This is a genomic window from Bradyrhizobium sp. Cp5.3 (genome assembly GCF_000426265.1).
Lineage (GTDB): Bacteria > Pseudomonadota > Alphaproteobacteria > Rhizobiales > Xanthobacteraceae > Bradyrhizobium > Bradyrhizobium neotropicale.
Map to the genome: position 1 here is coordinate 332,926 of NZ_AUFA01000009.1, position 24,575 is coordinate 357,500.

22 protein-coding genes, 2 tRNA genes, 1 rRNA gene and 1 riboswitch are annotated in these 24,575 nt (G+C 64.4%); of the genes, 14 read left to right on the forward strand and 11 right to left on the reverse strand.

What is annotated here, in order from left to right; all coding sequences use genetic code 11:
* Positions 1–100: 100 nt before the first annotated feature.
* Both K289_RS0115605 and K289_RS0115610 read right to left on the reverse strand, forming a co-directional pair.
* Positions 101–475 carry a response regulator gene (locus K289_RS0115605; protein ID WP_027552385.1) on the reverse strand — a complete coding sequence of 125 codons (375 nt, stop codon included), beginning with the start codon at positions 473–475 and terminating at the stop codon, positions 101–103.
* A gap of 37 nt (positions 476–512) precedes the next feature.
* Positions 513–1,388, reverse strand: a complete 876-nt coding sequence (locus K289_RS0115610; protein WP_027552386.1) for an MJ0042-type zinc finger domain-containing protein — start codon at positions 1,386–1,388, stop codon at positions 513–515.
* A 161-nt stretch (positions 1,389–1,549) separates the two neighbouring features.
* Here K289_RS0115610 and ftsE point away from each other — a divergent pair, with 161 nt between their 5' ends.
* The 4 genes from ftsE (at position 1,550) to K289_RS0115630 (ending at position 4,937) form a co-directional block, all read left to right on the forward strand.
* The gene (gene ftsE, locus K289_RS0115615; protein ID WP_027552387.1) at positions 1,550–2,209 is read left to right on the forward strand and encodes a cell division ATP-binding protein FtsE; all 660 of its coding nucleotides are present in this window, start codon (positions 1,550–1,552) and stop codon (positions 2,207–2,209) included.
* Positions 2,202–3,170 (forward strand): ABC transporter permease, encoded by a 969-nt coding sequence (locus K289_RS0115620; protein WP_027552388.1) that lies wholly within the window; start codon positions 2,202–2,204, stop codon positions 3,168–3,170. The genes ftsE and K289_RS0115620 overlap by 8 nt, the downstream gene beginning before the upstream one ends.
* 277 nt (positions 3,171–3,447) lie before the next feature.
* On the forward strand, positions 3,448–4,152 hold the full coding sequence (locus tag K289_RS0115625; RefSeq protein WP_027552389.1) for a YdcF family protein: 705 nt from the start codon (positions 3,448–3,450) through the stop codon (positions 4,150–4,152).
* 11 nt (positions 4,153–4,163) lie between these two features.
* Entirely contained in the window at positions 4,164–4,937 is a 774-nt protein-coding gene (locus K289_RS0115630; protein WP_027552390.1) for a 1-acyl-sn-glycerol-3-phosphate acyltransferase, read from the forward strand.
* On the opposite strand, the gene K289_RS0115635 is transcribed toward K289_RS0115630, so the two are convergent.
* Positions 4,934–5,545, reverse strand: coding sequence for a gamma-glutamylcyclotransferase (locus K289_RS0115635; RefSeq protein WP_027552391.1), 612 nt, complete (start codon positions 5,543–5,545; stop codon positions 4,934–4,936). The genes K289_RS0115630 and K289_RS0115635 overlap by 4 nt on opposite strands.
* Positions 5,546–5,655: 110 nt before the next feature.
* Here K289_RS0115635 and K289_RS0115640 point away from each other — a divergent pair, with 110 nt between their 5' ends.
* Together K289_RS0115640 and K289_RS0115645 are read left to right on the forward strand one after the other, a co-directional pair.
* Positions 5,656–6,840 carry a DUF2125 domain-containing protein gene (locus K289_RS0115640; RefSeq protein ID WP_027552392.1) on the forward strand — a complete coding sequence of 395 codons (1,185 nt, stop codon included), beginning with the start codon at positions 5,656–5,658 and terminating at the stop codon, positions 6,838–6,840.
* Between the two features lie 129 nt (positions 6,841–6,969).
* Complete coding sequence (locus K289_RS0115645) at positions 6,970–7,194, forward strand: hypothetical protein (protein WP_027552393.1); 225 nt, start codon at positions 6,970–6,972, stop codon at positions 7,192–7,194.
* 74 nt (positions 7,195–7,268) lie between these two features.
* Here the strand turns inward: K289_RS0115645 and K289_RS0115650 are convergent, their stop codons facing one another.
* The 3 genes from K289_RS0115650 to K289_RS0115660 are packed head-to-tail and all read right to left on the reverse strand — an operon-like array spanning position 7,269 to position 10,180.
* Entirely contained in the window at positions 7,269–8,204 is a 936-nt protein-coding gene (locus K289_RS0115650) for a prephenate/arogenate dehydrogenase family protein (RefSeq protein ID WP_027552394.1), read from the reverse strand.
* Positions 8,201–9,298 carry a histidinol-phosphate transaminase gene (hisC, locus tag K289_RS0115655; RefSeq protein WP_027552395.1) on the reverse strand — a complete coding sequence of 366 codons (1,098 nt, stop codon included), beginning with the start codon at positions 9,296–9,298 and terminating at the stop codon, positions 8,201–8,203. The genes K289_RS0115650 and hisC overlap by 4 nt, the downstream gene beginning before the upstream one ends.
* A 33-nt stretch (positions 9,299–9,331) precedes the next feature.
* The gene (locus K289_RS0115660) at positions 9,332–10,180 is read right to left on the reverse strand and encodes a chorismate mutase (protein ID WP_027552396.1); all 849 of its coding nucleotides are present in this window, start codon (positions 10,178–10,180) and stop codon (positions 9,332–9,334) included.
* A gap of 205 nt (positions 10,181–10,385) precedes the next feature.
* Positions 10,386–10,465: riboswitch (SAM riboswitch) on the forward strand.
* Positions 10,466–10,552: 87 nt separating this feature from the next.
* Here K289_RS0115660 and K289_RS0115665 point away from each other — a divergent pair.
* Positions 10,553–11,755: a homoserine O-acetyltransferase gene (locus K289_RS0115665; RefSeq protein ID WP_027552397.1), complete on the forward strand. Its 1,203-nt coding sequence runs from the start codon at positions 10,553–10,555 to the stop codon at positions 11,753–11,755.
* A 3-nt stretch (positions 11,756–11,758) separates the two neighbouring features.
* Positions 11,759–12,424, forward strand: a complete 666-nt coding sequence (gene metW, locus K289_RS0115670; RefSeq protein WP_027552398.1) for a methionine biosynthesis protein MetW — start codon at positions 11,759–11,761, stop codon at positions 12,422–12,424.
* Between the two features lie 135 nt (positions 12,425–12,559).
* On the opposite strand, the gene K289_RS0115675 is transcribed toward metW, so the two are convergent.
* Entirely contained in the window at positions 12,560–13,423 is an 864-nt protein-coding gene (locus K289_RS0115675; protein ID WP_027552399.1) for an alpha/beta fold hydrolase, read from the reverse strand.
* Between the two features lie 235 nt (positions 13,424–13,658).
* Here K289_RS0115675 and K289_RS0115680 point away from each other — a divergent pair, with 235 nt between their 5' ends.
* Positions 13,659–14,309, forward strand: coding sequence for a TIGR02594 family protein (locus K289_RS0115680; protein ID WP_027552400.1), 651 nt, complete (start codon positions 13,659–13,661; stop codon positions 14,307–14,309).
* A 106-nt stretch (positions 14,310–14,415) separates the two neighbouring features.
* On the opposite strand, the gene K289_RS0115685 is transcribed toward K289_RS0115680, so the two are convergent.
* Positions 14,416–15,198: an MOSC domain-containing protein gene (locus tag K289_RS0115685; protein WP_027552401.1), complete on the reverse strand. Its 783-nt coding sequence runs from the start codon at positions 15,196–15,198 to the stop codon at positions 14,416–14,418.
* A gap of 241 nt (positions 15,199–15,439) precedes the next feature.
* On the opposite strand from K289_RS0115685, the gene clpB reads away from it, so the two are divergent.
* Positions 15,440–18,079, forward strand: a complete 2,640-nt coding sequence (gene clpB, locus K289_RS0115690; protein WP_027552402.1) for an ATP-dependent chaperone ClpB — start codon at positions 15,440–15,442, stop codon at positions 18,077–18,079.
* A gap of 74 nt (positions 18,080–18,153) precedes the next feature.
* On the opposite strand, the gene K289_RS0115695 is transcribed toward clpB, so the two are convergent.
* Positions 18,154–18,420: a hypothetical protein gene (locus tag K289_RS0115695; RefSeq protein ID WP_027552403.1), complete on the reverse strand. Its 267-nt coding sequence runs from the start codon at positions 18,418–18,420 to the stop codon at positions 18,154–18,156.
* Between the two features lie 208 nt (positions 18,421–18,628).
* On the reverse strand, positions 18,629–18,835 hold the full coding sequence (locus tag K289_RS50465) for a hypothetical protein (protein ID WP_027552404.1): 207 nt from the start codon (positions 18,833–18,835) through the stop codon (positions 18,629–18,631).
* Here K289_RS50465 and K289_RS0115705 point away from each other — a divergent pair.
* A complete protein-coding gene (locus K289_RS0115705) occupies positions 18,827–19,240 on the forward strand; it encodes a hypothetical protein (RefSeq protein ID WP_027552405.1) in 414 nt (137 codons plus the stop codon). The two genes, K289_RS50465 and K289_RS0115705, sit on opposite strands and share 9 nt — an antisense overlap.
* Before the next feature lie 31 nt (positions 19,241–19,271).
* On the opposite strand, the gene K289_RS0115710 is transcribed toward K289_RS0115705, so the two are convergent.
* A complete protein-coding gene (locus K289_RS0115710) occupies positions 19,272–21,335 on the reverse strand; it encodes a M23 family metallopeptidase (RefSeq protein ID WP_027552406.1) in 2,064 nt (687 codons plus the stop codon).
* Positions 21,336–22,455: 1,120 nt separating this feature from the next.
* Here K289_RS0115710 and K289_RS0115715 point away from each other — a divergent pair.
* The 3 genes from K289_RS0115715 (at position 22,456) to K289_RS0115725 (ending at position 24,361) form a co-directional block, all read left to right on the forward strand.
* Positions 22,456–23,946 (forward strand): 16S ribosomal RNA (locus tag K289_RS0115715).
* Between the two features lie 229 nt (positions 23,947–24,175).
* Positions 24,176–24,252: transfer RNA gene (locus K289_RS0115720), tRNA-Ile, on the forward strand.
* Between the two features lie 33 nt (positions 24,253–24,285).
* Positions 24,286–24,361, forward strand: a tRNA-Ala gene (locus K289_RS0115725).
* Positions 24,362–24,575: the final 214 nt, after the last annotated feature.

Here is a 24,575-nt window from a genome sequence, read left to right on the forward strand (position 1 = left end):
GATCCAGTACTCCGCGTCGTCGGTAGGTCATTGAGAAGCCGCGGCGTACCGGCTTCGCGGCTTTCGCGGGGAATGACAGCGACAGTGCTTTGCCGCGCCGCTACCCCTTCTTCGCCGCCAGCGCGTCGGCGACGGCCGTGCGGATGTCGGCGATCGAGAACGGTTTTGTCACGACGTCATGCACCAGCGCATTGAGGTTCGAGGCGCGTTCGCGCTGGTCGGCAAATCCGGTCATCAGCAGAATGGTCAGATCGGGGAAATCGCGTGCGACTGAGAGCGCGAGCGCGATGCCGTCCATCACCGGCATCTGGATGTCGGTGAGCAGCAGGTCGAAGGCGCCGTCCTCGCGGATCAGGATCTCCAGCGCCTCGGCGCCGTCCTGTGCGGTGACGGTCTGGTGGCCGTCCATCGCGATGGCGCGCGCGACCAGCGTGCGCATGGACTCCTCGTCGTCGGCGATCAGAACTTTTGGCATGGGACCTGACCTCCCGTGCGGGACCCCGCGGCGCCGATCATACGCTGCCGCCGGCCACGTCGCGCCGGTTGAAGAAGCGAACATCGATATTGCGGCCCTCGGGCGGCGGCGAGGCCAGGCGCGACTTGAAGAAGGCGCGCTCGCCCGGCCGCAGCACCGTCTGCTCCAGCACCGTATTCCAGGCATAGATCTCGGCGCCTTGCGCGTCACGCACGGCGAAGCGCAGCCGCGGAATCTCGAGCGCCTTCCTGTTGCCCTCGCCGACGATCACGCCCTCGATCACCAGCACCTGCTTGCCGTCCACGGTCTCGCTGGAGAGCTTGACGTCCTTGAAGGCCAGCCCGCGCAGGTTCACGTCGAAGCCGACAGTCCTGTAGAAGGCGGCCGTTTGCGGCAGCAGGCGCACCATGTCGGCGCGCCAGACCACCAGGGCCACGACCAGCGCGCCCATGGCGGCGCAGGCGGTCGGCAGGCCGAAATAGGATTTTCGCGGAACTGGGCTTGCGGCCGGGCGGCTTACTCGCGCCATGCGCCGGCGGAACAGGCCGCGGAACCAGGACTGGTGCTGGGCCCCGTCCTCTTCGGCGGAGAGGGCCGCCTCAGACCAGTCGTCCTCGGTCTGTCCAGCGTTCCCATCCGGCCAGTCGCTGGCGATCGAGGGGCTGTCAATCACGGGCGTATCGGCCGCGCCATCGTCCCTGGCGTAGGAGTTCCACTGTTCGGCGAGGTCGGACTGATCGTCGGCCTGGTTTGCCGCGGCCATGGCCGGGATCGGAGCCTCCTCGATGGCGTCCTCGGGATGCGCCACCCAGGTCTCCTTGCAGCGGGAGCAGCGTACCGTCCGTCCATTGGCCCCCAGGCTCGCAAGCTTGATGGCATAGGATGTCGTACAATGGGGACAGACGATGTGCATGGACCAGCCTCGGCGATGACCCGATCGTGCGAAACCGGGCACCTTGAATGCTACAAGGCGACCGTTAACGAACCGGAAACCATAACGGCCGCAAAACCTTTCCCAGGCGTGCGGCGAAACCTCGCGGTGCGTGCCACGTCCCCTCTCGAACGGAGCTGAGCTTGGTTCGGTTCGAAAATGTCGGACTGCGTTACGGTCTGGGGCCGGAGATCCTGCGCGACCTGAGCTTCCAGATTCCGGCGCATTCCTTTCAGTTTCTCACCGGCCCGTCCGGCGCCGGCAAGACCTCGCTGCTGCGTCTGTTGTTCTTGTCGCATCGGCCGACGCGCGGCCTGATCAACCTGTTCGGCCATGACATCTCGCAACTCGGCAAGGACGAGATCGCGGACTTGCGCAAGCGCATCGGCATCGTGCTTCAGGATTTCCGCCTGCTCGACCATATGACGACCTATGAGAACGTGGCGCTGCCGTTCCGCGTGATGGGCCGCAGTGAATCGAGCTACCGCAAGGAGGTCATCGATCTCCTGCGCTGGGTGGGACTCGGCGACCGCATGGACGCGCTGCCGCCGATCCTGTCCGGCGGTGAGAAGCAGCGCGCGGCGATCGCGCGCGCGGTGATCTCGCGGCCGCAGCTCCTGCTCGCGGACGAGCCGACCGGCAGCGTCGATCCGACGCTCGGGCGCCGTCTGCTGCGCCTTTTCATCGAGCTCAACAAGTCCGGCACCGCCGTCATCATCGCCACCCACGACATCGGCCTGATGGACCAGTACGAGGCGCGGCGGCTGGTGCTGCACCAGGGACGGTTGCACGTCTATGAGTAGGACCGATGACCGCGGCGTGCTGGTCGACCTCGGGCAGGAGCGTCCGCCGCTGCCGGCCAAGGCGCGCAACATGTCGCCGATCGTGCCGCGTGCCTCGATCCACGGCCGCGCGCTGGTGGCCGTCGTCGCCATCATGACCTTCCTCGCCTCGATGACGACAGGCACGGTGCTGCTGGTCAGCGCCTCGGCGGCGGAATGGCAGTCGGATGTGGCGAGCGAAATCACCATCCAGGTCCGCCCGCAGGCTGGGCGCGACATCGAGCGCGATACCGTCGCGGTTACCGAGGCGATGCGCGCGCAAGCCGGCATCGTCGAGGTCAAGCCGTTCAGCAAGGAGGAATCCGGCAAGCTGCTCGAGCCCTGGCTCGGCACCGGCCTGTCGATGGACGATCTGCCGGTGCCGCGCATGATCATCGCCCGCGTGCAGCCGGGCACGTCGCTCGACCTCGCCGCCTTGCGCGCTCGCGTGACGCAGGTGGCCCCAAGCGCGAGTGTCGACGATCACCGTGCCTGGATCGAGCGGATGCGCTCGATGACCAATGCGACCGTGCTCGCGGGCCTCGGCATCCTCGCGCTCGTGATCGTCGCGACCATCATCTCGGTGTCGTTCGCGACCCGGGGCGCGATGGCGGCGAACCGCCCGATCGTCGAGGTCCTGCACTTTGTCGGTGCCGGCGACCGCTATATCGCCAACCGCTTCCTGCGCCATTTCCTCCGCTTAGGCCTCGAGGGCGGAGTGATCGGTGGCGGCGTCGCCATGCTGGTGTTCGGCTTCTCCGAGTCGATCGCCGGCTGGTTCTCCGGTACCCCGGTCGGCGACCAGTTCGCGGCGCTGCTCGGCACGTTCTCGCTGCGGCCGTCCGGCTATGTCGTGCTCGCGGTGCAGGCACTTGCAATCGGCGCGATCACCGCGGTCGCCTCGCGCCAGACGCTGTTCGCGACGCTGAACGATGTCGATTGAGATCGCCGTTTTCCCTTCTCCCCTTATTGTGGGAGAAGGTGGCGCGAAGCGCCGGATGAGGGGTTCGCCCCGCAACTCACTGCGCGAGATTCCTGCGCCGAGAGAGACCCCTCACCCCTCTCGCCGCTGCGCGGCGAGCCACCCTCTCCCACAAGAAGGGGAGAGGCGGATCGAGTTCGCAGCCTAGTATTCTTTGCGTTCGTAGGCCAAATAAACCGGACTCCACTTCGTCTCAAAACGTCTTAAAATCAGCCGGGGAAGGGATCACCGACATCGCATGACCTCGCCGACCGACGATCGATCGCCGAACCTGCCGCGCGGCTGGCTGCGCGCGACCGTCGTGTCGACGGTTGCGATCGCCTTCGTGGCGGCGGCTGCGGGCTTCGTCGCGTTCCTGTCGCAATTGCGCGGTGCCGAGCTCGCGCCGGATCGCAAGGCTGACGGCATCGTGGTTCTGACCGGCGGCTCCTCGCGGGTCTCGGACGCGATGGAGCTTTTGGCCGCCGGCTACGGCAGGCGGCTCCTGATTTCGGGCGTGCACCCGACCTCCACGGCGAGCGACATCTCCCGGACTCTGCCGGAGAACCAGACCTTCATGCATTGCTGCGTCGATCTCGACCGCACCGCGGTCTCGACCCGCGGCAATGCGGCGGAGACGCGGCGCTGGGCGCAGGAGCGCGGCTTCAAGTCGCTGATCGTGGTCACCTCGAATTACCACATGCCGCGGGCGCTGGTGGAGTTTTCGCACGCGATGCCGGAGACGGCGCTGATCCCGTTCGCGGTGGTCGGCGACAAATGGCGCGAGGAGCCGTGGTGGACCTCGGCCTCGACCCTGCGGCTGCTGCTGTCGGAATACGTCAAATATATCGCGGCCGAGGTCAGGGTCCAGCTCGAGGATTTCGGGGTTGACCTTGCACCCGAAGTGTCGGAGCAGCCTGCGGGCCAGCCCTCGAGGCGGCCCGCCACCGCACAGGCCAATTGATCGGATTGTTGATGTTCCTGATTTTCCTGCGCTCGCTCCTGTTCAACGTGCTGTTTTACGCCGTGCTGGTGTGCCTCGCGATCGTGGCCCTGCCGACCTTCGCATTGCCGCCCCGAGCCATGCTGACGGTTGCGAAATGGTGGGCGAATGCGACGCTGTTCCTGATGCGGGTGGTCTGCAACATCAAGGTCGAATTCCGCGGGCAGGAGAAGATCCCGAAGGGGCCGCTGGTGATCGTGGCGAAGCATCAGTCGTTCTGGGAAACGTTCGCTCTCCTCCAGTTCTTCGATCGGCCGATCTTCATCCTCAAGCGGCAGCTGACGAACATTCCGGTGTTCGGCCAATTCCTGATCAAGACGGGCATGATTGCGATCGACCGCGGCGCCGGCGTCAAGGCGCTCCTGGACATGACACGGCGGGCGCGCGAAGCCGTGCGCAGTGGTTGCCAGCTCGTGATCTTCCCCGAGGGCACGCGCCGTGCGCCCGGCGCACCGCCCGACTACAAGACCGGCTTCGCCCAGATCTATTCGGCCTGCGGCGTGCAGTGCCTGCCGATCGCGCTCAACTCCGGCCTGTTCTGGCCGCGCCGTACCTTCATGCGTTATCCCGGCACGCTGGTGGTCGAATTCCTCGACCCGCTGCCCCCGGGTCTGCCGAAGGACGAGTTTCTCTCCCGCGTGCAAACGACCATCGAAGACGCGACCGGGCGCATCGTCGACGCTGGCCGCAAGGAGCAGGAGCAGCTGATCGGATCCGCGCCGAGCTACGCGGCGACGAGCGGCTAGCGATTTTCGTGGTCTTCGGCCGGAGGCGGCGCGTGCAGGGCATGCGCATCACCATGCAGCATCGTCGCAAGCCGATGCAGCTGCGTGTCGCGAAAGCCTTCGGCCTCGATCGCCTTCACCGTCGCGGTCACGTAGTCGCGGTTGGCGCCGGACTGGCCGTGGCCCTGGAGCACGTGGCGATGCTGTTCGGTAAGCGACAGCCGGCCGGCATATTGCGCATGACCGCGGTCGACGACATAGGTGAGCGCGGATACGCGCTGCCGCGCATCGTTTTCCAGCCACACCGAGCGCATCACCTCGCGATAGACCGAGGTCACCTGCTCGCGTGCCCGCAAATAGGCGACCACGTCGATACGGTTCTTTTCGGCGACGCGGAAGGCGATGCCGCGGCAGGCGCCGCCGCGGTCGAGCCCGAGCACGAGGCCCGGCTTCTCCGGCGTACCGCGATGGACGAAGGAATAGACGCAGAGCGCGCGGTGCTCTCCGACCAGCCGCGCCGGGACACGTTCCTCGAATTCGAAGCCCGGCCGCCACATCAGCGAGCCGTAGCCGAACACCCAGAGGTCGCCCATGGCGGTGGTGGCGGAGGGGAGGGTGATTTCCGACATTTCGGGCACGGCTATCAGAACCGGGTCCCCAAGCGAAGCGAATTCTCCGCCTTCCGCCGCGGTCGAACCCCGCTTACATTTGCCAAAATCTGTGGTCAAAGGGTCGCCGCATGTCCGATATGACCGTTGCCGCAGGCCGGCGCTCCCGTTGGGGCCTTTTCATTGCCCCCGTCCTCCTCCTGATCCTCGCCGCTGCCTGGAGCGGCTTCTGGTTCTATGCCGCCTCGCAGGCCGAGGTAGCAGCCGACGCCTGGCGCGCTCAGGAGGCCAAGTCCGGCCGTATCTATGATTGCGCCAAGCGCTCGATCGCGGGCTTCCCGTTCCGCTTCGAGGTCCAGTGCAATGGCGCCAGCGTCGCCCTGGTGTCGCAGAGCGCGAGCAAGACGCCGTTCACGGCAAAGCTCGACAACATCCTGGTGGTCGCCCAGGTCTATGATCCCAAGCTCGTCATCGCCGAATTCAAGGCGCCTGCGACGCTGACCGACGGGGTCACGCAGACCTCGTTCGTGGTGAACTGGAGCAAGGGCCGCAGCAGCGTGGTCGGCTTGCCGGCCGTGCCGGAGCGCGCCTCCATCGTGTTCGAAGATCCTGCCATCAACCGTCTTGACGGCACCGTGCAAGTGCCGATGGCGCGCGCAAAGCAGGTCGAGTTGCATGGCCGCCTCGCGGATGGATCGTCGCGCGATCATCCGGTCATCGAGACCGTGCTCCAGATCGCGCAAGGCAGCATCCAGGGCGTTCATCCGCTGCTCGCCGAGCCGTTCGAGGCCGACGTGCGGGCCAAGGTCACCGGGCTCTCCGACCTCACGCCGAAGCCGTGGCCGCAGCGCTTCCGCGAGCTCCAGGCCGCCGGCGGCCATGTCGAGATCGTGCAGTCGCGGATCCAGCAGGGCGACATGATCGCGGTCGCGGCTGGCACGCTCGGCCTCTCCGCCAATGGTCGTCTCGATGGCGAATTGCAGATGACGGTGACCGGCCTCGAGCGGGTGATCCCGGCGCTCGGCCTCGAGAAGATGCTGGAGGAGGGCGTGCCGCAAGCGACGCTCGATCGCGTCGCGCCGGGCGTGAAGACGCAGGACCTGAATAATCTGCTCGGCGCGCTCGACCGCGCCATTCCCGGCCTCGGCAAGGTCGTCAAGCAGAACGCCAATGTCGGGCTTGCCGCCGGCATCAATTCGCTCGGCACCGAGAGCACGCTGGAAGGCAAGAAGGCCCGCAGCTTCCCCTTGCGCTTCGCCGATGGCGCGGTGCTGCTCGGCCCGATCAGGGTCGGGCAGATCCCGCCGCTCTACTGATGGGCGGTCACGGCGCCTTCGCGCCATCGTGATGGCGATGCGGCCTCGCACTGGGAATGCGAGGCCACGAAGTCCGGTCTCTCTTCACGTCGGCCGCACACTCTAGCGGCCGGTTCAGGAGAGACCACCATGACGAAGACCAAGCTGTTCATTGCCGCCATTGCCATCCAGGCCGCATTTGCGACGCCCGCGCTCGCGCAGTGGCAGTCGCAGGAGCCGGCCGCATTCGCAGCCCAGTATCCGAATGGCGATCACGCTGCCGCACTCAGCGGCGCGCGGGATGCCATGGCGTTCGTGCCGTTGATGCCGAAGTCGCCGCGGCACACGATGCCGCACGCAGCCAAGGGCAAATAGTGTTGCTTCCGTCCGCGAGCGCTGCGCGTTTTGAGGTGGGCCCGGCCGGATCTGATCGGCTGGGCCCATGCTCGTCATTTCTTGTCGAGCGCCGCGTGCGGCCGGCCGAAATCCGCTGCTGCCGAATCCTGGCCGATCTCGACGATGCCGCGGCGGATCGCGCGGGTGCGGGTGAAATGGTCGAACAACGCCTCGCCGTCGCCGCGCCGGATCGCGCGGGTGAGCTTTGCGAGGTCCTCGTTGAAGGTGCCGAGCATTTCCAGCACGGCTTCCTTGTTGGCGAGGAAGACGTCGCGCCACATCGTCGGATCGGAGGCCGCGATACGGGTAAAGTCGCGGAAGCCGCCGGCGGAGAACTTGATCACTTCGGACTCCGTCACCTGCGCCAGCTCGTCGGCGGTGCCGACGATGGTGTAGGCGATCAGATGCGGCAGATGGCTGGTGATCGCGAGCACGAGATCATGATGATCCGGCGTCATCACCTCGACCTTGGCGCCGAGCGCGGCCCAGAAGCCGCGCAGCCGGTCGACGGCGGCGGTGTCGGTGCCTTCGGGCGGAGTGAGGATGCACCAGCGGTTGATGAACAGCTCGGCGAAGCCGGAATCCGGACCCGAATGCTCGGTGCCCGCGACGGGGTGCGCGGGAATGAAATGAATGCCCTGCGGCAGATGCGGAGACATGTCCCTGACGATGGCGCCCTTGACCGAGCCGACGTCGGAGATGATCGCGCCCGGTTTCAGATGCGCGGCGATCTCCTGCGCCACCGGCCCGCAGGCGCCGACGGGAATACAGAGGATGACGAGATCGGCATCCTTCACGGCTTCCGCGTTGGTCGCTACGACCTCATCGACGATGCCGAGTTCGCCGACCCGCGCGCGCGTCTTTTCCGAACGCGCGGTGGTGACGATCTCACCGGCCAGGCCCTGGAGCTTCGCAGCGCGCGCGATCGAGCCTCCGATCAGGCCGAAGCCGATCAGCGCGACACGCTGGAAGTGCGGATGCGCGCTCATTTGCCGGCCACGAAGTCGCGCAAGGCCTCGACCACGAGGCGGTTGGCCTCCTCGGTGCCGATGGTCATGCGCAGTGAATGCGGCAGGCCATAGTTCTTCAGCGCTCGCAGCACCAGGCCCCGCTTGGTCAGGAAGGCGTCGGCGTCGTCCGAGGTCTTGCCCTTGTCGGTCGGGAAATGGATCAGAACGAAATTGGCGACGCTCGGCGTCACCTTGAGCCCGAGCTTGCCGATCTCATCGGTCAGCCAGTTGCGCCAGGTCTCGGTGAACTGCTTCGACATCGCCTGATGCGCGGTGTCCTCGATCGCGGCGACCGCGGCGTACATCGCCGGCGTCGAGACGTTGAAAGGACCGCGGATGCGGTTGACTGCATCGATGATGTGCTCGGGGCCGAACATCCAGCCGATGCGCAACGCCGCGAGACCGTGGATCTTGGAGAAGGTGTGCGTCACCACGGTGTTCTCGGTCGTGGCGACGAGCTCGATCCCCATCTCATAGTCGTTACGAGAAACGTAGTCGCAATAGGCGGCGTCGAGCACGAGCAGGATGTGCGGCGGCAGGCCCGCGCGCAGGCGCTTGACCTCGTCGAACGGCAGATAGGTGCCGGTCGGGTTGTTGGGATTGGCGAGCCAGACGAGCTTCGTGCGCGGCGTCACGGCTTTCAGGATTGCGTCGACGTCGGCGATGAGATCCTTCTCGGGCGCCACGATATTCTTGGCTCCGTTCGCCATGGTGGCGATCGGGTAGACCAGGAAGCCGTGAGTGGTCGAGATCGCCTCATCGCCGTGACTGAGATAGGTGTGGGCGAGCAGGTTGAGGATCTCGTCCGAGCCGGCGCCGCAGATGATGCGGCTGGGATCGAGGCCGAAGGAGCGGCCGATCGCCTCGCGCAGCACGCGCGAGGTGCCCTCGGGATAGTCCTCCAGATGCGTCGCCACGTGCTTGAAGGCCTCGATCGCCTTGGGCGAGGGCCCGAACGGCGTCTCGTTGGCCGACAGCTTGAAGACCTTGCGGCCCGGCTCCGGCACCGGCGTCTTGCCGGGCGTGTAGGGCGCAATATCGAGAATGCCGGGGTTCGGCACGGGGCGGGACATCTTGGACTCCGGATGGGCGGGACGGACCGTGGCCTACGATTTCGTCCCGGTCGGGGGCACCGTATAGCGCGTTGCGTGGCTGCCGACGAGGGCCGTGGAGCGGACGGAGGCCCCCGCATCGATCAGGGCTGCCTTGATCTTATCGAGGTTGGTTGCCGCAGTGATCGAGATCAGCAGCGCTGCGCCGTCGAAGGCGGTGTCGGGCACCGCCACGATCTCGGCGAGCGGCGACAGGGCGCGCGCGATCTCGGCGTTCCAGCCCGACACGCGCACGCTGAACGTCTCGACCTCCGTCACCATGGCGCTGTCGGCGACGCGCGAGACCACGAACACCGGGAGCGCCGCCGGATGGTCGGCACGCTCGACGAAGGGCAGCCGTGCAATGATCTTCGGCGCGCCCGTCTCCTCCAGCGAGAGCCACCACGGGGTGCGGCTGGAGGTCGCCGAGACCAGCGCCAGATCGCCCTTGGATTTCGCGACCGCCTCGACCGCTGCCTGTGCGCTGAAATGCGCGACGTAAGGCACGGTGAAGCCGAAATGGAAGCGCGCGGAATCGCGCATCGCGGGCTCGCTCACCGAGACGTCGGCGTGCACCGCGAACGGCGCCTGGACATAGGTGAAGGTCGAGATGATGACGCGCCAGATGCTCTCGACCGTATCGAGCGGCAGGATACCGCGATGGCGCTCGACCAGGCTGCGCATCATGCTGGCCTCGCGCGCGGGCCGGAACGCCGAGCCGACCTCCTGGGTCTGCTTGACCTGGATCAGGCGGTCGATGATGTCGCCACGCTGCATCAACAGCCGATGCACGCCCTCGTCGATCGCATCGATCTCCTTGCGCAATTCCTGCAACGATGGTGGCGCGGGCGGACGTTGGGACATATCTGTCAGTGTTGTTGAGAGGCGTTCTAGAGCGGATCGGCAAGGCCGGATCGACAAGGCCGGATCCGCTGCGGTCAAGGTCCTGATTAGGCAGGATGAGCGCCGAAAGCAAAGAGAAATGACGGCCTATCCGGCTGACGGCGTAGAGACGAATCTGGTTAATCCGGACCGCGACTTGACGAAAACTGCCCGAGCCAGTAGTTTTTGCGTGTTCCGTGGTCATTTGAGCCGGCCGGCTTGCAGCCACGTTAAAAAACTCGCTAAACAGGCCGGGGACGCATCCGATCCCGGCCGAACCTATCGTTCAGGCCGGGTATTTTATGGCCTGATGTCAGCGGCGGCCCGCAGGGGCTGATCGCAAATGAGGTCGAGATGGTTGGCGTCAAGTCGATTCCCAGTCCCGCGATCAGTGCCGACGACCGGTCGCATGAGGTGGATCATCCGAGTTCGGAGGTCGCGCATTTTGGCGCCAATCAGCCGCTGCCGCTCGATTGCGGCATCGATCTCTCGCCGTTCCAGATCGCCTACCAGACCTATGGTGAGCTCAACGCAGAGCGCTCCAATGCCGTTCTGATCTGCCATGCGCTGACCGGCGACCAGCATGTCGCCAATGTGCATCCCGTCACCGGCAAGCCGGGCTGGTGGGACACCCTGGTGGGCTCCGGCCGCCCGCTTGATCCGAGCCGATATTTCATCATCTGCGCCAATGTGATTGGCGGCTGCATGGGCTCGACCGGGCCGGCCTCAATCAATCCCGCGACCGGTAAGGTGTGGGGGCTGGATTTCCCGGTCATCACGATCCCCGACATGGTGCGTGCGCAGGCCATGCTGATCGACCGGCTCGGCATCGACACGCTGTTCGCAGTGGTCGGCGGCTCGATGGGCGGCATGCAGGTGTTGCAGTGGACCGCGGCCTATCCTGGCCGCGTGTTCTCCGCGCTGGCGATCGCCTGCTCGACACGGCACTCGGCGCAGAACATCGCCTTCCACGAGCTCGGCCGGCAGGCCGTGATGGCCGATCCCGACTGGCACAACGGCCGCTACACCGATCACGGCATCCATCCGCATCGCGGTCTCGCGGTGGCGCGGATGGCCGCGCATATCACCTACCTGTCCGACGCGGCGCTGCATCGAAAGTTCGGTCGTCGCATGCAGGATCGCGAGCTGCCGACCTTCTCGTTCGACGCCGATTTCCAGGTCGAGAGCTATCTGCGCTACCAGGGCTCGTCCTTCGTCGAGCGCTTTGATGCCAATAGCTATCTCTATCTGACGCGCGCGATGGATTATTTCGACATCGCTGCTGATCATGACGGCGTGCTCGCGAAGGCGTTCGCGGGCATCCAGACCCGCTTCTGCGTTGTCTCCTTCACCAGCGATTGGCTGTTCCCGACATCGGAATCGCGCGCGCTCGTGCATGCGTTGAACGCGTCGAGCGCGCGGGTGTCATTCGCCGAGATCGAGACCGATCGCGGCCATGATGCCTTCCTGCTCGACGTGCCCGAATTCTTCGATATCTCGCGCGCCTTCCTGCAATCCGCAGGCAAAGCGCGCGGGCTCACCAGCAAGGGCGATTGAGACATGTCCGTGCAAGAAGTGCTGCCTCTCAACGGCGTTGTCACTGAGCATTCCGGCTACTATCGCGCCGACCATCTCCTGGTCGCCGAGATGGTCAAGCCCGGCTCGAAAGTGCTCGACGTCGGTTGCGGCGACGGCGACCTGCTGCAGCTTCTGGAGACCCGCGGCATCGACGGACGCGGCATCGAGCTGTCGCGCGAGGGCGTCAATCGCTGCGTCGCCAAGGGGCTTGCGGTGGTGCAGGGCGATGCCGATACCGACCTCGTCAACTATCCCGATGACGCCTTCGACTATGTGATCCTGTCGCAGACGCTGCAGGCGACGCGGCAGCCGAGGGTCGTGCTGGAAAACCTGCTCCGCATCGGCCATCGCGCGATCGTGTCGTTCCCGAATTTCGGCTACTGGAAGATGCGCTTGCAGCTCCTGATCGGCGGTCACATGCCGCGCACGGAGAATCTGCCGGCGACCTGGTACGATACCACCAACATCCACTTCTGCACCATCAAGGATTTCGTCGAGCTCTGCGATGCGATCGGTGTCAAGATGGAGCGCGCCGAGGCGCTCGACCTCTATGGCCGCCCGCTCCGGCTGCGGCTGCCCTGGTGGGTGTGGAATCTGTTCGGCGAGCAGGGCGTGTTTCTGCTGAGCAGAGGCGGGAGGAAGTCGTAGTCACCGTCATTCCGGGGCGATGCGAAGCATCGAACCCGGAATCCATCGGGCCTCAGCGTTCGTGGCACAATGGATTCCGGGCCTGCGCCTGCCGGCGCATCCCGATTGCGCAATTGCGCAATGTGGAATGACGAGCTAGTTTGCAGCCACCGACCTCGGATCGCGCACCGGCCATCGCCCGGCTTCCACCAGCGTGACGAACCGCTCCACGCTCTCGTTGAACAGCGCGGGCTCCTCGAGGTTCAGCACGTGGCCCGACTTCGGAAACATCGCGAGCCCGGCCGCCGGCAGATGCTTCTTCAGGAATAGGCTCGGCCCGACACACGGATCGTCCTCGTCGCCGCAGATGATCAGCGCTGGTGTCGCGACGTTTTTGATCGCATCCGTCATCGTGTAGATCGAGGGGCGGCCGCCCTGGAAGCCACGCATTGTGCTCGCCGATCCCTTGGCGTCATGCCGCGCCAGCGCGGCGTAGAAATCCGCGTGGCCGCGCGGGTCCTTGACCAGGAAGGGAATCCGGCTCGGCGCCTCGCGCGTGACCTTGGCGACGTCGGAGGTGCCGAGTGTCTCGAACTGTTCGGCATTGGCGCGGCACTGCTTGCGCCAGGCGTCGAGGTTCTCGAGCTCCGAGCCGGAGCCGACGCCGGCAAGCGTCATCGACAGCGCGCGCTCTGGCGCATTGAGGCCGATCTGCAGCGATGAATAGGCGCCCATCGAGAGGCCGACCAGATGTGCGCGATCGATCTTGAGATGATCGAGCACGGCCAGCGCATCGGTGTAGAAGTGCTTGTAGGTGTAGACCTCGCCAGAGGGCACATCCGACGGCGTGTAGCCGCGCGCGGAATAGGTGATGCAGCGGTGGCCGCGCGAGAAGTAGCGCATCTGCGGCTCCCAATTGGTGTAGTCGGCCGCGAACTCGTGCAGAAAAATGATGGGCGTTCCCTGGCCCGCTTCCTCGAAATAGATGCGGACGTCGTCCCTGGTCGTGGCGTGGGGCATTAACCTTTTCCCTCTTCATAGAGCCGTGTGCACAGGATCGCAGTTAATTCTGTTGGCAGCAATGCGGCAGCCTCAGAGCAGCGGCGACACAAAGTCATCGCAACAATTCCCGGACGCGGCATTTCGCGCTGCGGCGCTGTGTCTTTTTCTCGCCACATCTAAAGGTTTAACGGCCCGTGGATGTCGGCCACCGCACGGGCCGACGGGAATTGGGGGTGTCAACGTAGGATGAAGAATGCTCGAGTTGTTTGCGTACCGCCTGTCGCGTCTCGTTGTCGCGCTGGCTCTCTTCTTCGCGGCCGCGGCCGTGTTCGTTTCTCCGGCGTCAGCACGGTCTCATCGTCATCACGCTGCGCGGCACGTGCACCACGCTGCACATTACGCCACCAGCCATCATCACTACCGGCATTTCGCGCGCGGCTCGCGCGTCGGGCGCAGCGCTGCGCAACCGCAGGCGAGCGGCTTCGGCAACTCCCAGGCCAGCTATGATCCGAATGCGAACAGCGGCGGGATGGCAACGAGCGGCGGCTTCGGTGGTGGATCGGGGCTGGTCTCCGAGGCGCGCCGCTATCTCGGCGGCAATCCGACCAGCCGCGGCAGCCTGTGGTGCGCGCGCTTCATGAACATGGTGCTGGAGCACACCGGCCATAAGGGCACCGGCTCCGACATGGCGAACTCGTTCGCGCATTACGGAACGCGTGTGTCCGGTCCGCAGGTCGGTGCGATCGCGGTCATGTCGCGCGGCCGGCGGGGCGGTCATGTCGGCATCATCACCGGCATCGACGCGCACGGCAATCCGATCATGATCTCCGGCAACAACGGCAATCGCGTCCGCGAGGCGCCGATCTCGCGCGGCCGGATCTACGCGTACGTGATGCCGAACTGAGTTCAGGAATCCTTAGGGTGGGCAAAGCGCAGCGTGCCCACCACTTCTGTCTGCTCGAAGGAATGGTGGGCACGGCGCAAGAGCGCCTTTGCCCACCCTACGAAGCTCACACCAGTTCTTCCACCGCGATCTCGTCGCCGACGCCGATCTCGCCGTCGGCGATCACCTCGGCATAGATGCCGCAGTCCATGTGGCCGAGATTACGCGAGAGCGTGGGCGGGATTTCGAGGTCGCGCTTGCCGGTTTCAGGATCGACATTAGTGGCCGGGCAGCGAACGATGCGTTTGATCACCTTCAGCCGGGCCTGGCCGATCGCGAGCGTCTGGCCGACGAGGTCGAGCTCGGACCATGCCGGCCAGCCCTGGACATAGAGATTGGCGCGGAAGCGCAGCGGATGCACGGCGGCGCCGCCGAGCATGGTCTCGATGGCGCGGACGCTGCCGAGATTGATGATGGACACGACCTTGCGGGCGACGTCGGAAAAGCTGTGATCGCGGCCGGAAAGCAGCTTTGGCGGGCCCTTCAGCTCCGGCTGAAAGTTCGCGCTGAAGTAGCCCTCGATGGCGGCGCGCCCGGCGGCGGTCTCGAGATCGCCGCTGGCGACGATTTGGCCGTTCTCGCGGATGGTCAGGCGGTTGGTCGCGTCCTCGAACCGGCTGTCGAGGGTTGCCAGCCGCTCATTGCGTGCCAGCATCAGAAACTGGATTTTCGGCTTCCACTGGGGCGACTCGGGCTCGAAGCCGCTCGGGCCGTTCTCGATGGCGTAGCGGCGGTCGGCGGGCAGGGTCTGGCCGACCCGCAAGGGCGCGCGGGGCAGGGGCTCTGGCGTCAGGCCTTTGACCGGGTAGCGGTAAAGGCCGGTGATCTCGGCGGTCGGGCTCGGTGTCATGGTGCTACTTAAGGGATTCGATCGGCCGGAGCCAAGCAGGCCGGTCTGCGCACGAATTTGTGAAGTCGCCTCTTTCGATCCGAGGGCACGCTTCCCACATCTGGGTCAGGCCGGCGCCAGCGCCGGCTGATAACGACCGTTGCCGGTTGAGGAACGTCAACGCGGCCAGCGGAAACCCAGTGAAGATGCCGTTTGGAGTGCCTTAGAGGGCTCCAGGGGCAGGCCGAGGGAAAGAAAAGACATGAACATCGACAAATATACCGAACGCTCCAGGGGCTTCATCCAGTCTGCGCAATCGCTCGCGATGCGCGAGGGGCACCAGCAGTTTTCGACCCTGCACCTCCTGAAAGTCCTTTTGGACGACAATGAGGGGCTCGCTGCCGGTCTGATCGACCGTGCCGGCGGCAATTCCCGTGCAATTTTGAAGGCGACCGAGGACGCCCTGAACAAGGTGCCGAAGGTCAGTGGTGGCGGCGCCGGGCAGATCTATCTGGCGCCTGAGCTCGCCCGTACCTTTGACGCGGCCGAAAAGGCCGGCGAGAAGGCCGGCGACAGCTTTGTCACTGTCGAGCGCCTCCTGCTCGGGCTTGCGCTGGAGAAGACCAGCGAGGCCGGCGCGATCCTGGCCAAGGGCGGAGTCACCCCGCAAAATCTCAATGCGGCGATCGAGGCGCTGCGCAAGGGCCGGACCGCCGACAGCGCGACCGCCGAGAACGCCTATGACGCCCTGAAGAAATATGCCCGCGATCTGACCCAGGCTGCGCGCGACGGCAAGCTCGACCCGGTCATCGGCCGCGACGAGGAGATCCGCCGCACCATCCAGGTGCTGTCGCGCCGGACCAAGAACAATCCCGTCCTGATCGGCGAGCCCGGCGTCGGCAAGACCGCCATCGCCGAAGGCCTTGCGCTGCGCATCGTCAATGGCGACGTTCCGGAGAGCCTCAAGGACAAGAAGCTGCTCTCGCTCGACCTCGGCGCGCTGATCGCCGGCGCGAAGTATCGCGGCGAGTTCGAGGAGCGGCTGAAGGCCGTGCTCCAGGAAGTGACCGCGAGCGACGGCAACTTCATCCTGTTCATCGACGAGATGCACACGCTGATCGGCGCCGGCAAGGCCGACGGCGCGATGGACGCGTCCAACCTGCTCAAGCCGGCTTTGGCGCGCGGCGAGCTGCACTGCATCGGCGCGACCACGCTCGACGAGTACCAGAAGCATGTCGAGAAGGACGCGGCGCTGGCACGGCGCTTCCAGCCGATCTTCGTCAGCGAGCCGTCGGTCGAGGACACCATCTCGATCCTGCGCGGGCTGAAGGACAAGTACGAGCAGCACCACGGCGTTCGGATCACCGATTCCGCGCTTGTTGCCTCCGCGACGCTGTCCAACCGTTACATCACCGACCGTTTCCTGCCTGACAAGGCGATCGACCTCATGGACGAGGCCGCCGCGCGGCTGAAGATGCAGGTCGATTCCAAGCCGGAAGAGCTGGATTCGCTCGACCGCGAGATCATCCGGCTCAAGATCGAGCAGGAGGCCCTGAAGAAAGAGAGCGATCTCGGCTCCAAGGCCCGTCTCGAGGGACTGGAGAAGGAGCTCGTCGAGCTCGAGGAGAAGTCGGCGGCGCTGACGTCACGCTGGAGCGCGGAGAAGAACAAGCTCTCGAACGCCCAGAAGCTGAAAGCCGAGCTCGACGGCTTGCGCGTCGAGCTTGCCAATGCACAGCGGCGCGGCGAATTCCAGCGCGCCGGCGAGCTGGCCTATGGCCGGATCCCGGAGCTCGAGAAGAAGCTCGCGGACATCGAGGCGCGTGAAGGCTCCGGCGAGATGATGGAGGAGGCGGTCACCGCCAACCACATCGCGCAGGTGGTCTCGCGCTGGACCGGCGTGCCCGTCGACAAGATGCTGGAAGGCGAGAAGGAGAAGCTCCTGAAGATGGAGGAGCAGCTCGGCACGCGCGTCGTCGGCCAAGCTGAGGCCGTGCGCGCGGTCGCAACCGCCGTGCGCCGCTCGCGCGCAGGCCTGCAGGACCCGCACCGGCCGACCGGCTCGTTCATGTTCCTGGGCCCCACCGGTGTCGGCAAGACCGAGCTGACGAAAGCCCTGGCGGAGTATCTCTTCAACGACGAGACCGCGATGGTGCGCCTCGACATGTCCGAATACATGGAGAAGCACTCGGTCTCGCGGCTGATCGGTGCGCCTCCGGGCTATGTCGGCTATGACGAGGGCGGTGCGCTGACCGAAGCGGTGCGGCGCCGGCCCTACCAGGTGGTGCTGTTCGACGAGATCGAGAAGGCCCATCCTGACGTCTTCAACGTCCTGTTGCAGGTGCTCGACGACGGCCGCCTGACCGATGGTCAGGGCCGTACCGTCGATTTCCGCAACACGCTGATCATCATGACCTCGAACCTCGGCTCGGAGTTTTTGGTGAATCAACCGGAGGGCGAAGACACGTCGGCCGTGCGCGAGCAGGTGATGGCGACGGTGCGGGCACATTTCAGGCCGGAATTTTTGAACCGCGTCGACGAGATCATCCTGTTCCATCGCTTGCAGAAGAGCGAGATGGGCCGGATCGTCGAGATCCAGTTCGCGCGCCTGCAGAAGCTGCTGACCGATCGCAAGATCGTTCTGACGCTGGACGCGGCCGCACGCGACTGGCTCGCCGCCAAGGGCTGGGATCCCGCCTACGGCGCAAGGCCGCTCAAGCGCGTGATCCAACGCTACCTTCAGGATCCGCTTGCCGAGATGATCCTGGCCGGCGAGGTGAGGGACGGAGATAGCGTTACGATCTCGTCCGCTGGCAACGTGCTGACCTTCAACGGCAAGGCACCGCAGACCGCGGAGATTACCCAGTTCGAAACGCCGGTGTCGAAGCGCAAGCTGAATTGATCGCTGGCACTCGCCGCCAAACAAGATCGCCCCGGAGAGGTCTCTCCGGGGCGAACCGTTTCTGGGGCCGCTTGCTAGCTGGCCGTAGAGCCGGAGCCGGGGCCGGCCGGACCTTCCTCGTCGCGGTCCTGCTCGAGCTCCGAAAGAATATCCACGAGCTCGCGCACGCGTCCGTGCGCCAGCGGCCGCAGGTCGTTGATCATCGGCTCGTCATTGGCGAGCCAGGCTTGCGCTTCGGCGAGCTCTTCCACAGTCGCGCCGGTTCCGATGATTTGGGCGATGGTGACGTCGTCGGCTCGATCCACGGTCTTGACGACATCGTCGCGTGAGAGGCGCCGCATGGTTCCCTCCTCATGCTCGTGGCGTGCACGTCCTGGGGCGACGGTAAAACCCGTCGCGCGTGTCAATCGGGATGCCCGTAGAACAGTTCCATCAGACAGGACGTAGGAAGAAGCCCGGCCGGGTATAAGTCCCGCGGGAAAAAGTGACCGGCAGAGCTACCGGTTGTTCACCTGCAACGGTGCGACTGGGGCCATGGTACCATTCGATTTAATGAAACTCCTGCCGCGGGCAGGGGGTTGCCCCAGCACACAGGTTCGCCGCCGAGCGCTCCGATCCCCCAAAAGCCGCCTCGCACGCCATCCGCGTCTCGCCCTGGGCCTGCTTGAGCGCCTGATCGATCGCCGTCAGCAACTCCAAAATCGTCGTCGGCGAAGCCTGCTCCACAAGCCAGCGCAGGAAACCGCCATGAAACAAGATCTTGTCGTCTCCAATCATCCTGTCTTCGACGAGCTTCATCCCAAGATCTATGGGGCCGCCGTCGGCCTTGTCGCCTGGTTCGCGCTGATGGCCTGGGTGCTGTTTGATCGCAGCAGTGATGTCAGCCTCTCCCTCGGCTTCGTCACGCTGCTGTTCGTGGTCGCGATCCTGCTGCCATGGACGCTTTCGCTGGTCTGGAGGCGATATCGGATGCCGTACGAGCCGCATCTGAGGCCGACCTCGCTGCGCGACTGGGAGGCCGGCGAGTTCGCGGTCTGGGGCGCGAGGCTTCACGGCTCGCATGCCGCGATCGACGTGCTGTTGCCGCTGATGGCCGTCTCGTTCGGCCTGACGGCGATCGGAATCATGTTCGTGATCGTGCGGGCGCAGGTTCTGCCCTAGCCGCGCCCAACGAGGGTGAGGGATTGCCGGCCTAGCGGTTGCTGACCTGCAGCGGCCCGCCGGTCGCATCCGACATCCGGGCGATGGCGCCGTTGCGACCGCTCATCATGCCATCGAGGCGGTCGCGTTCCTTCTCGAAGCCCGTCAGCATCGGGCCTTCCAGCGAGCGGCCGCGCGGCAGCTTCACGCGCATCGGGTCGACGAAGCGACCGTTGACCAGGATTTCGTAGTGGACGTGGGGTCCCGTCGACTGGCCGGTCGAGCCGACGAAGCCGATCACCTGGCCTTGGCGCACCTTCTTGCCCGCCTCCATGCCCTTGGCGAAGGCCGACATGTGGCCGTACGCGGTCTCGTAGCCGTTGTTGTGCTTGATGCGGATATACTTGCCGTAGCCGCCCTCGAGCTGGGCCTTCTCGATCACGCCGTTGCCGGCGGCGAAGATCGGCGTGCCGTAGGCGGTGGCCCAGTCGACGCCGGTGTGCATCTTGACGTAGCCCAGGATCGGATGGCGACGGCCGCCGAAGCCGGAGCGCATGATCGCGCTGTTGACGGGCTTTCTGACCAGGAATTTCTTCGCGCTCTTGCCGGTCTCGTCATAGTAGTCGACGACGCCGTCGTCGGGACTCTGGAAGCGGTAGTATTTCTTGGTCTCGCCGCCGACCGTCAGCGAGGCGAACAGCACCTCGTTCTTCTCGGTCGCGGTCACGCCCTCGTCTTCACCGGCGTAGAAGACGTCGAAGGAATCGCCAGGCTGCACCTTGCGCTGGAAGTCGACGTCGTAGGAGTAGATCTTGATCATGTCGTCGATGACCGGCATCGGCACTTTGTTGCGCATCGCGGTCTCGTAGATGCTCTGGTAGAGCCTGACGCCGGAGCCGTCGTCATCATCGTCGTCGTCGCTGTTGGCGTTCGCGGTCGCATCCGCGACGGTGTTCATGCTAGAGACGTCGACCGCAACGTATTTGCCGAGATCCGACAGCGCGGCGATGGCCTCGACCGTGGTGTCGTTGGCAACGACGACGCGGAACGGCTGCAGCCGCGCGCCGGGCGTTGCCGGCGCCATCAGGATGCGCAGCTTCTCGCCTTCCTTCAGGCCGCCGTCGCGGCCGCGCGGCCCGAGCGTCGCGGTGATCGCCTTGATTTCTTCCGGCGTGGCGCCGAGATCGCGCAGCACGGAGCCGACGCTGTCGCCCTTCTTGACCATGTGGACGCGCTCACCGTTCGGATTGCCGCCCGTGATCTGCTCCTTGGTCTTCGGCAGCAGCGTGACATTTTCCGGCACCACGCGAGTCTCGAAGCCGGCATAGGGGTCCGCCGAGGGCGACTCGGTGGCGTAGGCCATCTTGATGTCGGACTGGCCGGCCGCACCGGAGACGTCGGCGGTGGCATTGGCGAGCGCTGCGTAGCGCACGCCGCCATTGCCGCGCCAGTTGGCGGCATCGCGCACCCGCATCAGGATGTCGTCGAGCGCCACCACTGCGGAAATCTTGGCCTTCGGCAGCACCGGCGACAGGTCCTTGGTGACGAAGGAGACTTCGGCGTCGGGCTCGACGGCTTCGGGATTGTTCGGATCGTCGGAGGCCGTCTTCGGATCGGCGCCGACGTCGCTGAGAAGACGCTGCGCGTTGAATGGGGGAATCTTCGCCGACAGATCGCTCGTCGTCATCGACAGATTGCCCGCGATCCGGACGAAGGGGCGCACGCGCATCACGTCGCGGTTGCCGACGCGGGCAACGGTGGAGACGCGTACGATGTTGCGTGAGGCCGTGGATTCGTTGGGCGGCGGCAGGCGATCGCTCTTGTGCAGCGTGGCGGCGCGGTCAGCTGCGCCGAACGCGCCCCGCAGCGCGCCCTCGACCCGCTCCGGCACCTTCGCAAAGGTCATCTCGCCGTCGAGAGATGCGAAAACGGCGCCGCCGATCAGGGCCGCGCCGCAGAGTCCGGTCAGAATTGTACCGCTGAACCATTGCACGGAGACGCGACGACGATCGATGACGGCGGCTTCGGAACCATCGACGGAAAGCGGCGGCTCGTGGCCGAGATCGATGATCCCGGTCTCACGCCCATAACCCCCGCGTGACGTCCTATGGTTCAACCCACGTCCCCCAATCAACGACCCAAGAAGCCCTGTCTCCGAGCCTTCGCCGAGGTTGCCCTCTTGAAGGGGCATCGCTGGAAAAGGCAAACCGCACAGGAGTCCGCAGTCAGAAAGCCCCGAAGAGGGCCGGCCGAAATTACGAACAGCTAAGCGGGCAGAGGTCTCTCGATGTCTCTCGAAGGTCTGAAGAAGGCCGCTTCATCGTAAGATTGCCTTCCTCTGACCAGTGAAAATCGCCGGCAGCCCCCACTGGCACCCGACGATTCAAGCTTGTCTCTTATCAGAACGCCGCGGGATTGTGGCTCTAGTACGGCCGCAAATCCGGAAAAAGTTTCCTGAACGGGCCGGCCACCGGGCCACCCCCGCCGGGGGATCCAGGACCCTTTGAGGCGTCCCCCCCCTCCGGGATTCCTTCCGAACCCCTCTGCCTCGAAATTTTTTTTCGCTTTTTTCCTCCCCCGCATTGCCGAGCCACCCCGCCGGGGGGGGGGGCCGGGACCCTCGCCGGAACCCCTCCGGGACCCCTTTGCAGCCCCTCCGGCCCCAAACTTTTTTTCAGATTTTTTACCACCCGCGTCGCCGACCCAACCATGGCGTCCCACCTAAGTCATGGAAAACAGGGGAATTTTTCCGAACTTTGGGCGTGCGACGATTTGTTGACAATGGGCGTTGACATTCCCGATCGGTGGGGACTATAACCCAACCACTGAGCGCGGCGCCGCCGGGTCACTGACCAAGGCGAGCGAACGCGCCACTGATGCTCCTCACCTTGTTGAGTGACACAACAATCGACACCAGTCGGTTGGAGTCATTCATCGTCGGTAAGGGTGTCGGAACCCTTCCTCTCAGGAAGGTTGGGGCCTCTCCGGTCCCGGGCTGTTTGACAAGTGAAGATGAAGAAAGAGAAACGTGGACGGCGGAGTCCTTGCGGGTCTCGCTTCTGAAAAGCTTCGGCTTTTCTGATCGAGACCGGACGAAAGACTTCGGCGGTACACGTTTTAAAGGAAACACCATCGTTGCCAGCGATGTGAATCGCGGGCAGCTCGGCGGCTTCGGTCGTCGGAAAAATGGTGGGACCTCGTCAAACGTTGTGATCAGCCGGTTCAAAGTTCAAGTCCAACTTGAGAGTTTGATCCTGGCTCAGAGCGAACGCTGGCGGCAGGCTTAACACATGCAAGTCGAGCGGGCGTAGCAATACGTCAGCGGCAGACGGGTGAGTAACGCGTGGGAACGTACCTTTTGGTTCGGAACAACACAGGGAAACTTGTGCTAATACCGGATAAGCCCTTACGGGGAAAGATTTATCGCCGAAAGATCGGCCCGCGTCTGATTAGCTAGTTGGTGAGGTAATGGCTCACCAAGGCGACGATCAGTAGCTGGTCTGAGAGGATGATCAGCCACATTGGGACTGAGACACGGCCCAAACTCCTACGGGAGGCAGCAGTGGGGAATATTGGACAATGGGGGCAACCCTGATCCAGCCATGCCGCGTGAGTGATGAAGGCCCTAGGGTTGTAAAGCTCTTTTGTGCGGGAAGATAATGACGGTACCGCAAGAATAAGCCCCGGCTAACTTCGTGCCAGCAGCCGCGGTAATACGAAGGGGGCTAGCGTTGCTCGGAATCACTGGGCGTAAAGGGTGCGTAGGCGGGTCTTTAAGTCAGGGGTGAAATCCTGGAGCTCAACTCCAGAACTGCCTTTGATACTGAAGATCTTGAGTTCGGGAGAGGTGAGTGGAACTGCGAGTGTAGAGGTGAAATTCGTAGATATTCGCAAGAACACCAGTGGCGAAGGCGGCTCACTGGCCCGATACTGACGCTGAGGCACGAAAGCGTGGGGAGCAAACAGGATTAGATACCCTGGTAGTCCACGCCGTAAACGATGAATGCCAGCCGTTAGTGGGTTTACTCACTAGTGGCGCAGCTAACGCTTTAAGCATTCCGCCTGGGGAGTACGGTCGCAAGATTAAAACTCAAAGGAATTGACGGGGGCCCGCACAAGCGGTGGAGCATGTGGTTTAATTCGACGCAACGCGCAGAACCTTACCAGCCCTTGACATCCCGGTCGCGGACTCCAGAGACGGAGTTCTTCAGTTCGGCTGGACCGGAGACAGGTGCTGCATGGCTGTCGTCAGCTCGTGTCGTGAGATGTTGGGTTAAGTCCCGCAACGAGCGCAACCCCCGTCCTTAGTTGCTACCATTTAGTTGAGCACTCTAAGGAGACTGCCGGTGATAAGCCGCGAGGAAGGTGGGGATGACGTCAAGTCCTCATGGCCCTTACGGGCTGGGCTACACACGTGCTACAATGGCGGTGACAATGGGAAGCGAAGACGCAAGTCCTAGCAAATCTCAAAAAGCCGTCTCAGTTCGGATTGGGCTCTGCAACTCGAGCCCATGAAGTTGGAATCGCTAGTAATCGTGGATCAGCACGCCACGGTGAATACGTTCCCGGGCCTTGTACACACCGCCCGTCACACCATGGGAGTTGGCTTTACCTGAAGACGGTGCGCTAACCAGCAATGGAGGCAGCCGGCCACGGTAGGGTCAGCGACTGGGGTGAAGTCGTAACAAGGTAGCCGTAGGGGAACCTGCGGCTGGATCACCTCCTTTCTAAGGATGGTCCTTCAGAGAGCTCACGCTCACTATCGGACCGTTTTAGAAACATCAGGGGCCAACAGATCGCCAGATCGTTGAGCTCCATTGGCGGGATTTCGCCGTCTACGTTTCTCTTTCTTCGCGGACGAACACGCGCCAGGGGCTGCGCTGTGCGGTTGCATTCGGCGCTAGTCGCCGGCTGCACGCGAGCAAGATCCCTTGTCCTCCGAAGGATATGCGTTAGGGGCTTGTAGCTCAGTTGGTTAGAGCGCGCGCTTGATAAGCGTGAGGTCGGAAGTTCAAGTCTTCCCAGGCCCACCACTTTCATCGAGTGAGCATTCGTCTTCTGGTTACGGGGCCATAGCTCAGCTGGGAGAGCGCGTGCTTTGCAAGCATGAGGTCGTCGGTTCGATCCCGTCTGGCTCCACCAGATGGTTTGATTGCCGGCGCAGCTTGTACCGAAATCGTCCGCGAAACATCACTTCGCACCCACTAGTCCGGATGGACAGTGACGTGCGTGTTTTCTGACATCGTAAAGAGGAGATCGATCCGAGTTGGGTCGTGCAGCAATTGTTGCGCGAGCCTTCATTATCTCCGGATCATTTCGGCGCTCGCTTCCTTCCGTGAGGTTGGTTGCGAGTTGT

What these genes read in the sequence shown, in the direction of transcription:
- K289_RS0115605 (WP_027552385.1), bottom strand. Translation starts at nt 475, where the DNA reads ATGCCAAAAGTTCTGATCGCCGACGACGAGGAGTCCATGCGCACGCTG.
- K289_RS0115610 (WP_027552386.1), bottom strand. Translation starts at nt 1,388, where the DNA reads ATGCACATCGTCTGTCCCCATTGTACGACATCCTATGCCATCAAGCTT.
- K289_RS0115620 (WP_027552388.1), top strand. Translation starts at nt 2,202, where the DNA reads ATGAGTAGGACCGATGACCGCGGCGTGCTGGTCGACCTCGGGCAGGAG.
- K289_RS0115625 (WP_027552389.1), top strand. Translation starts at nt 3,448, where the DNA reads ATGACCTCGCCGACCGACGATCGATCGCCGAACCTGCCGCGCGGCTGG.
- K289_RS0115630 (WP_027552390.1), top strand. Translation starts at nt 4,164, where the DNA reads ATGTTCCTGATTTTCCTGCGCTCGCTCCTGTTCAACGTGCTGTTTTAC.
- K289_RS0115635 (WP_027552391.1), bottom strand. Translation starts at nt 5,545, where the DNA reads ATGTCGGAAATCACCCTCCCCTCCGCCACCACCGCCATGGGCGACCTC.
- K289_RS0115640 (WP_027552392.1), top strand. Translation starts at nt 5,656, where the DNA reads ATGTCCGATATGACCGTTGCCGCAGGCCGGCGCTCCCGTTGGGGCCTT.
- K289_RS0115645 (WP_027552393.1), top strand. Translation starts at nt 6,970, where the DNA reads ATGACGAAGACCAAGCTGTTCATTGCCGCCATTGCCATCCAGGCCGCA.
- K289_RS0115650 (WP_027552394.1), bottom strand. Translation starts at nt 8,204, where the DNA reads ATGAGCGCGCATCCGCACTTCCAGCGTGTCGCGCTGATCGGCTTCGGC.
- hisC (WP_027552395.1), bottom strand. Translation starts at nt 9,298, where the DNA reads ATGTCCCGCCCCGTGCCGAACCCCGGCATTCTCGATATTGCGCCCTAC.
- K289_RS0115660 (WP_027552396.1), bottom strand. Translation starts at nt 10,180, where the DNA reads ATGTCCCAACGTCCGCCCGCGCCACCATCGTTGCAGGAATTGCGCAAG.
- K289_RS0115665 (WP_027552397.1), top strand. Translation starts at nt 10,553, where the DNA reads ATGGTTGGCGTCAAGTCGATTCCCAGTCCCGCGATCAGTGCCGACGAC.
- metW (WP_027552398.1), top strand. Translation starts at nt 11,759, where the DNA reads ATGTCCGTGCAAGAAGTGCTGCCTCTCAACGGCGTTGTCACTGAGCAT.
- K289_RS0115675 (WP_027552399.1), bottom strand. Translation starts at nt 13,423, where the DNA reads ATGCCCCACGCCACGACCAGGGACGACGTCCGCATCTATTTCGAGGAA.
- K289_RS0115680 (WP_027552400.1), top strand. Translation starts at nt 13,659, where the DNA reads ATGCTCGAGTTGTTTGCGTACCGCCTGTCGCGTCTCGTTGTCGCGCTG.
- K289_RS0115685 (WP_027552401.1), bottom strand. Translation starts at nt 15,198, where the DNA reads ATGACACCGAGCCCGACCGCCGAGATCACCGGCCTTTACCGCTACCCG.
- clpB (WP_027552402.1), top strand. Translation starts at nt 15,440, where the DNA reads ATGAACATCGACAAATATACCGAACGCTCCAGGGGCTTCATCCAGTCT.
- K289_RS0115695 (WP_027552403.1), bottom strand. Translation starts at nt 18,420, where the DNA reads ATGCGGCGCCTCTCACGCGACGATGTCGTCAAGACCGTGGATCGAGCC.
- K289_RS0115705 (WP_027552405.1), top strand. Translation starts at nt 18,827, where the DNA reads ATGAAACAAGATCTTGTCGTCTCCAATCATCCTGTCTTCGACGAGCTT.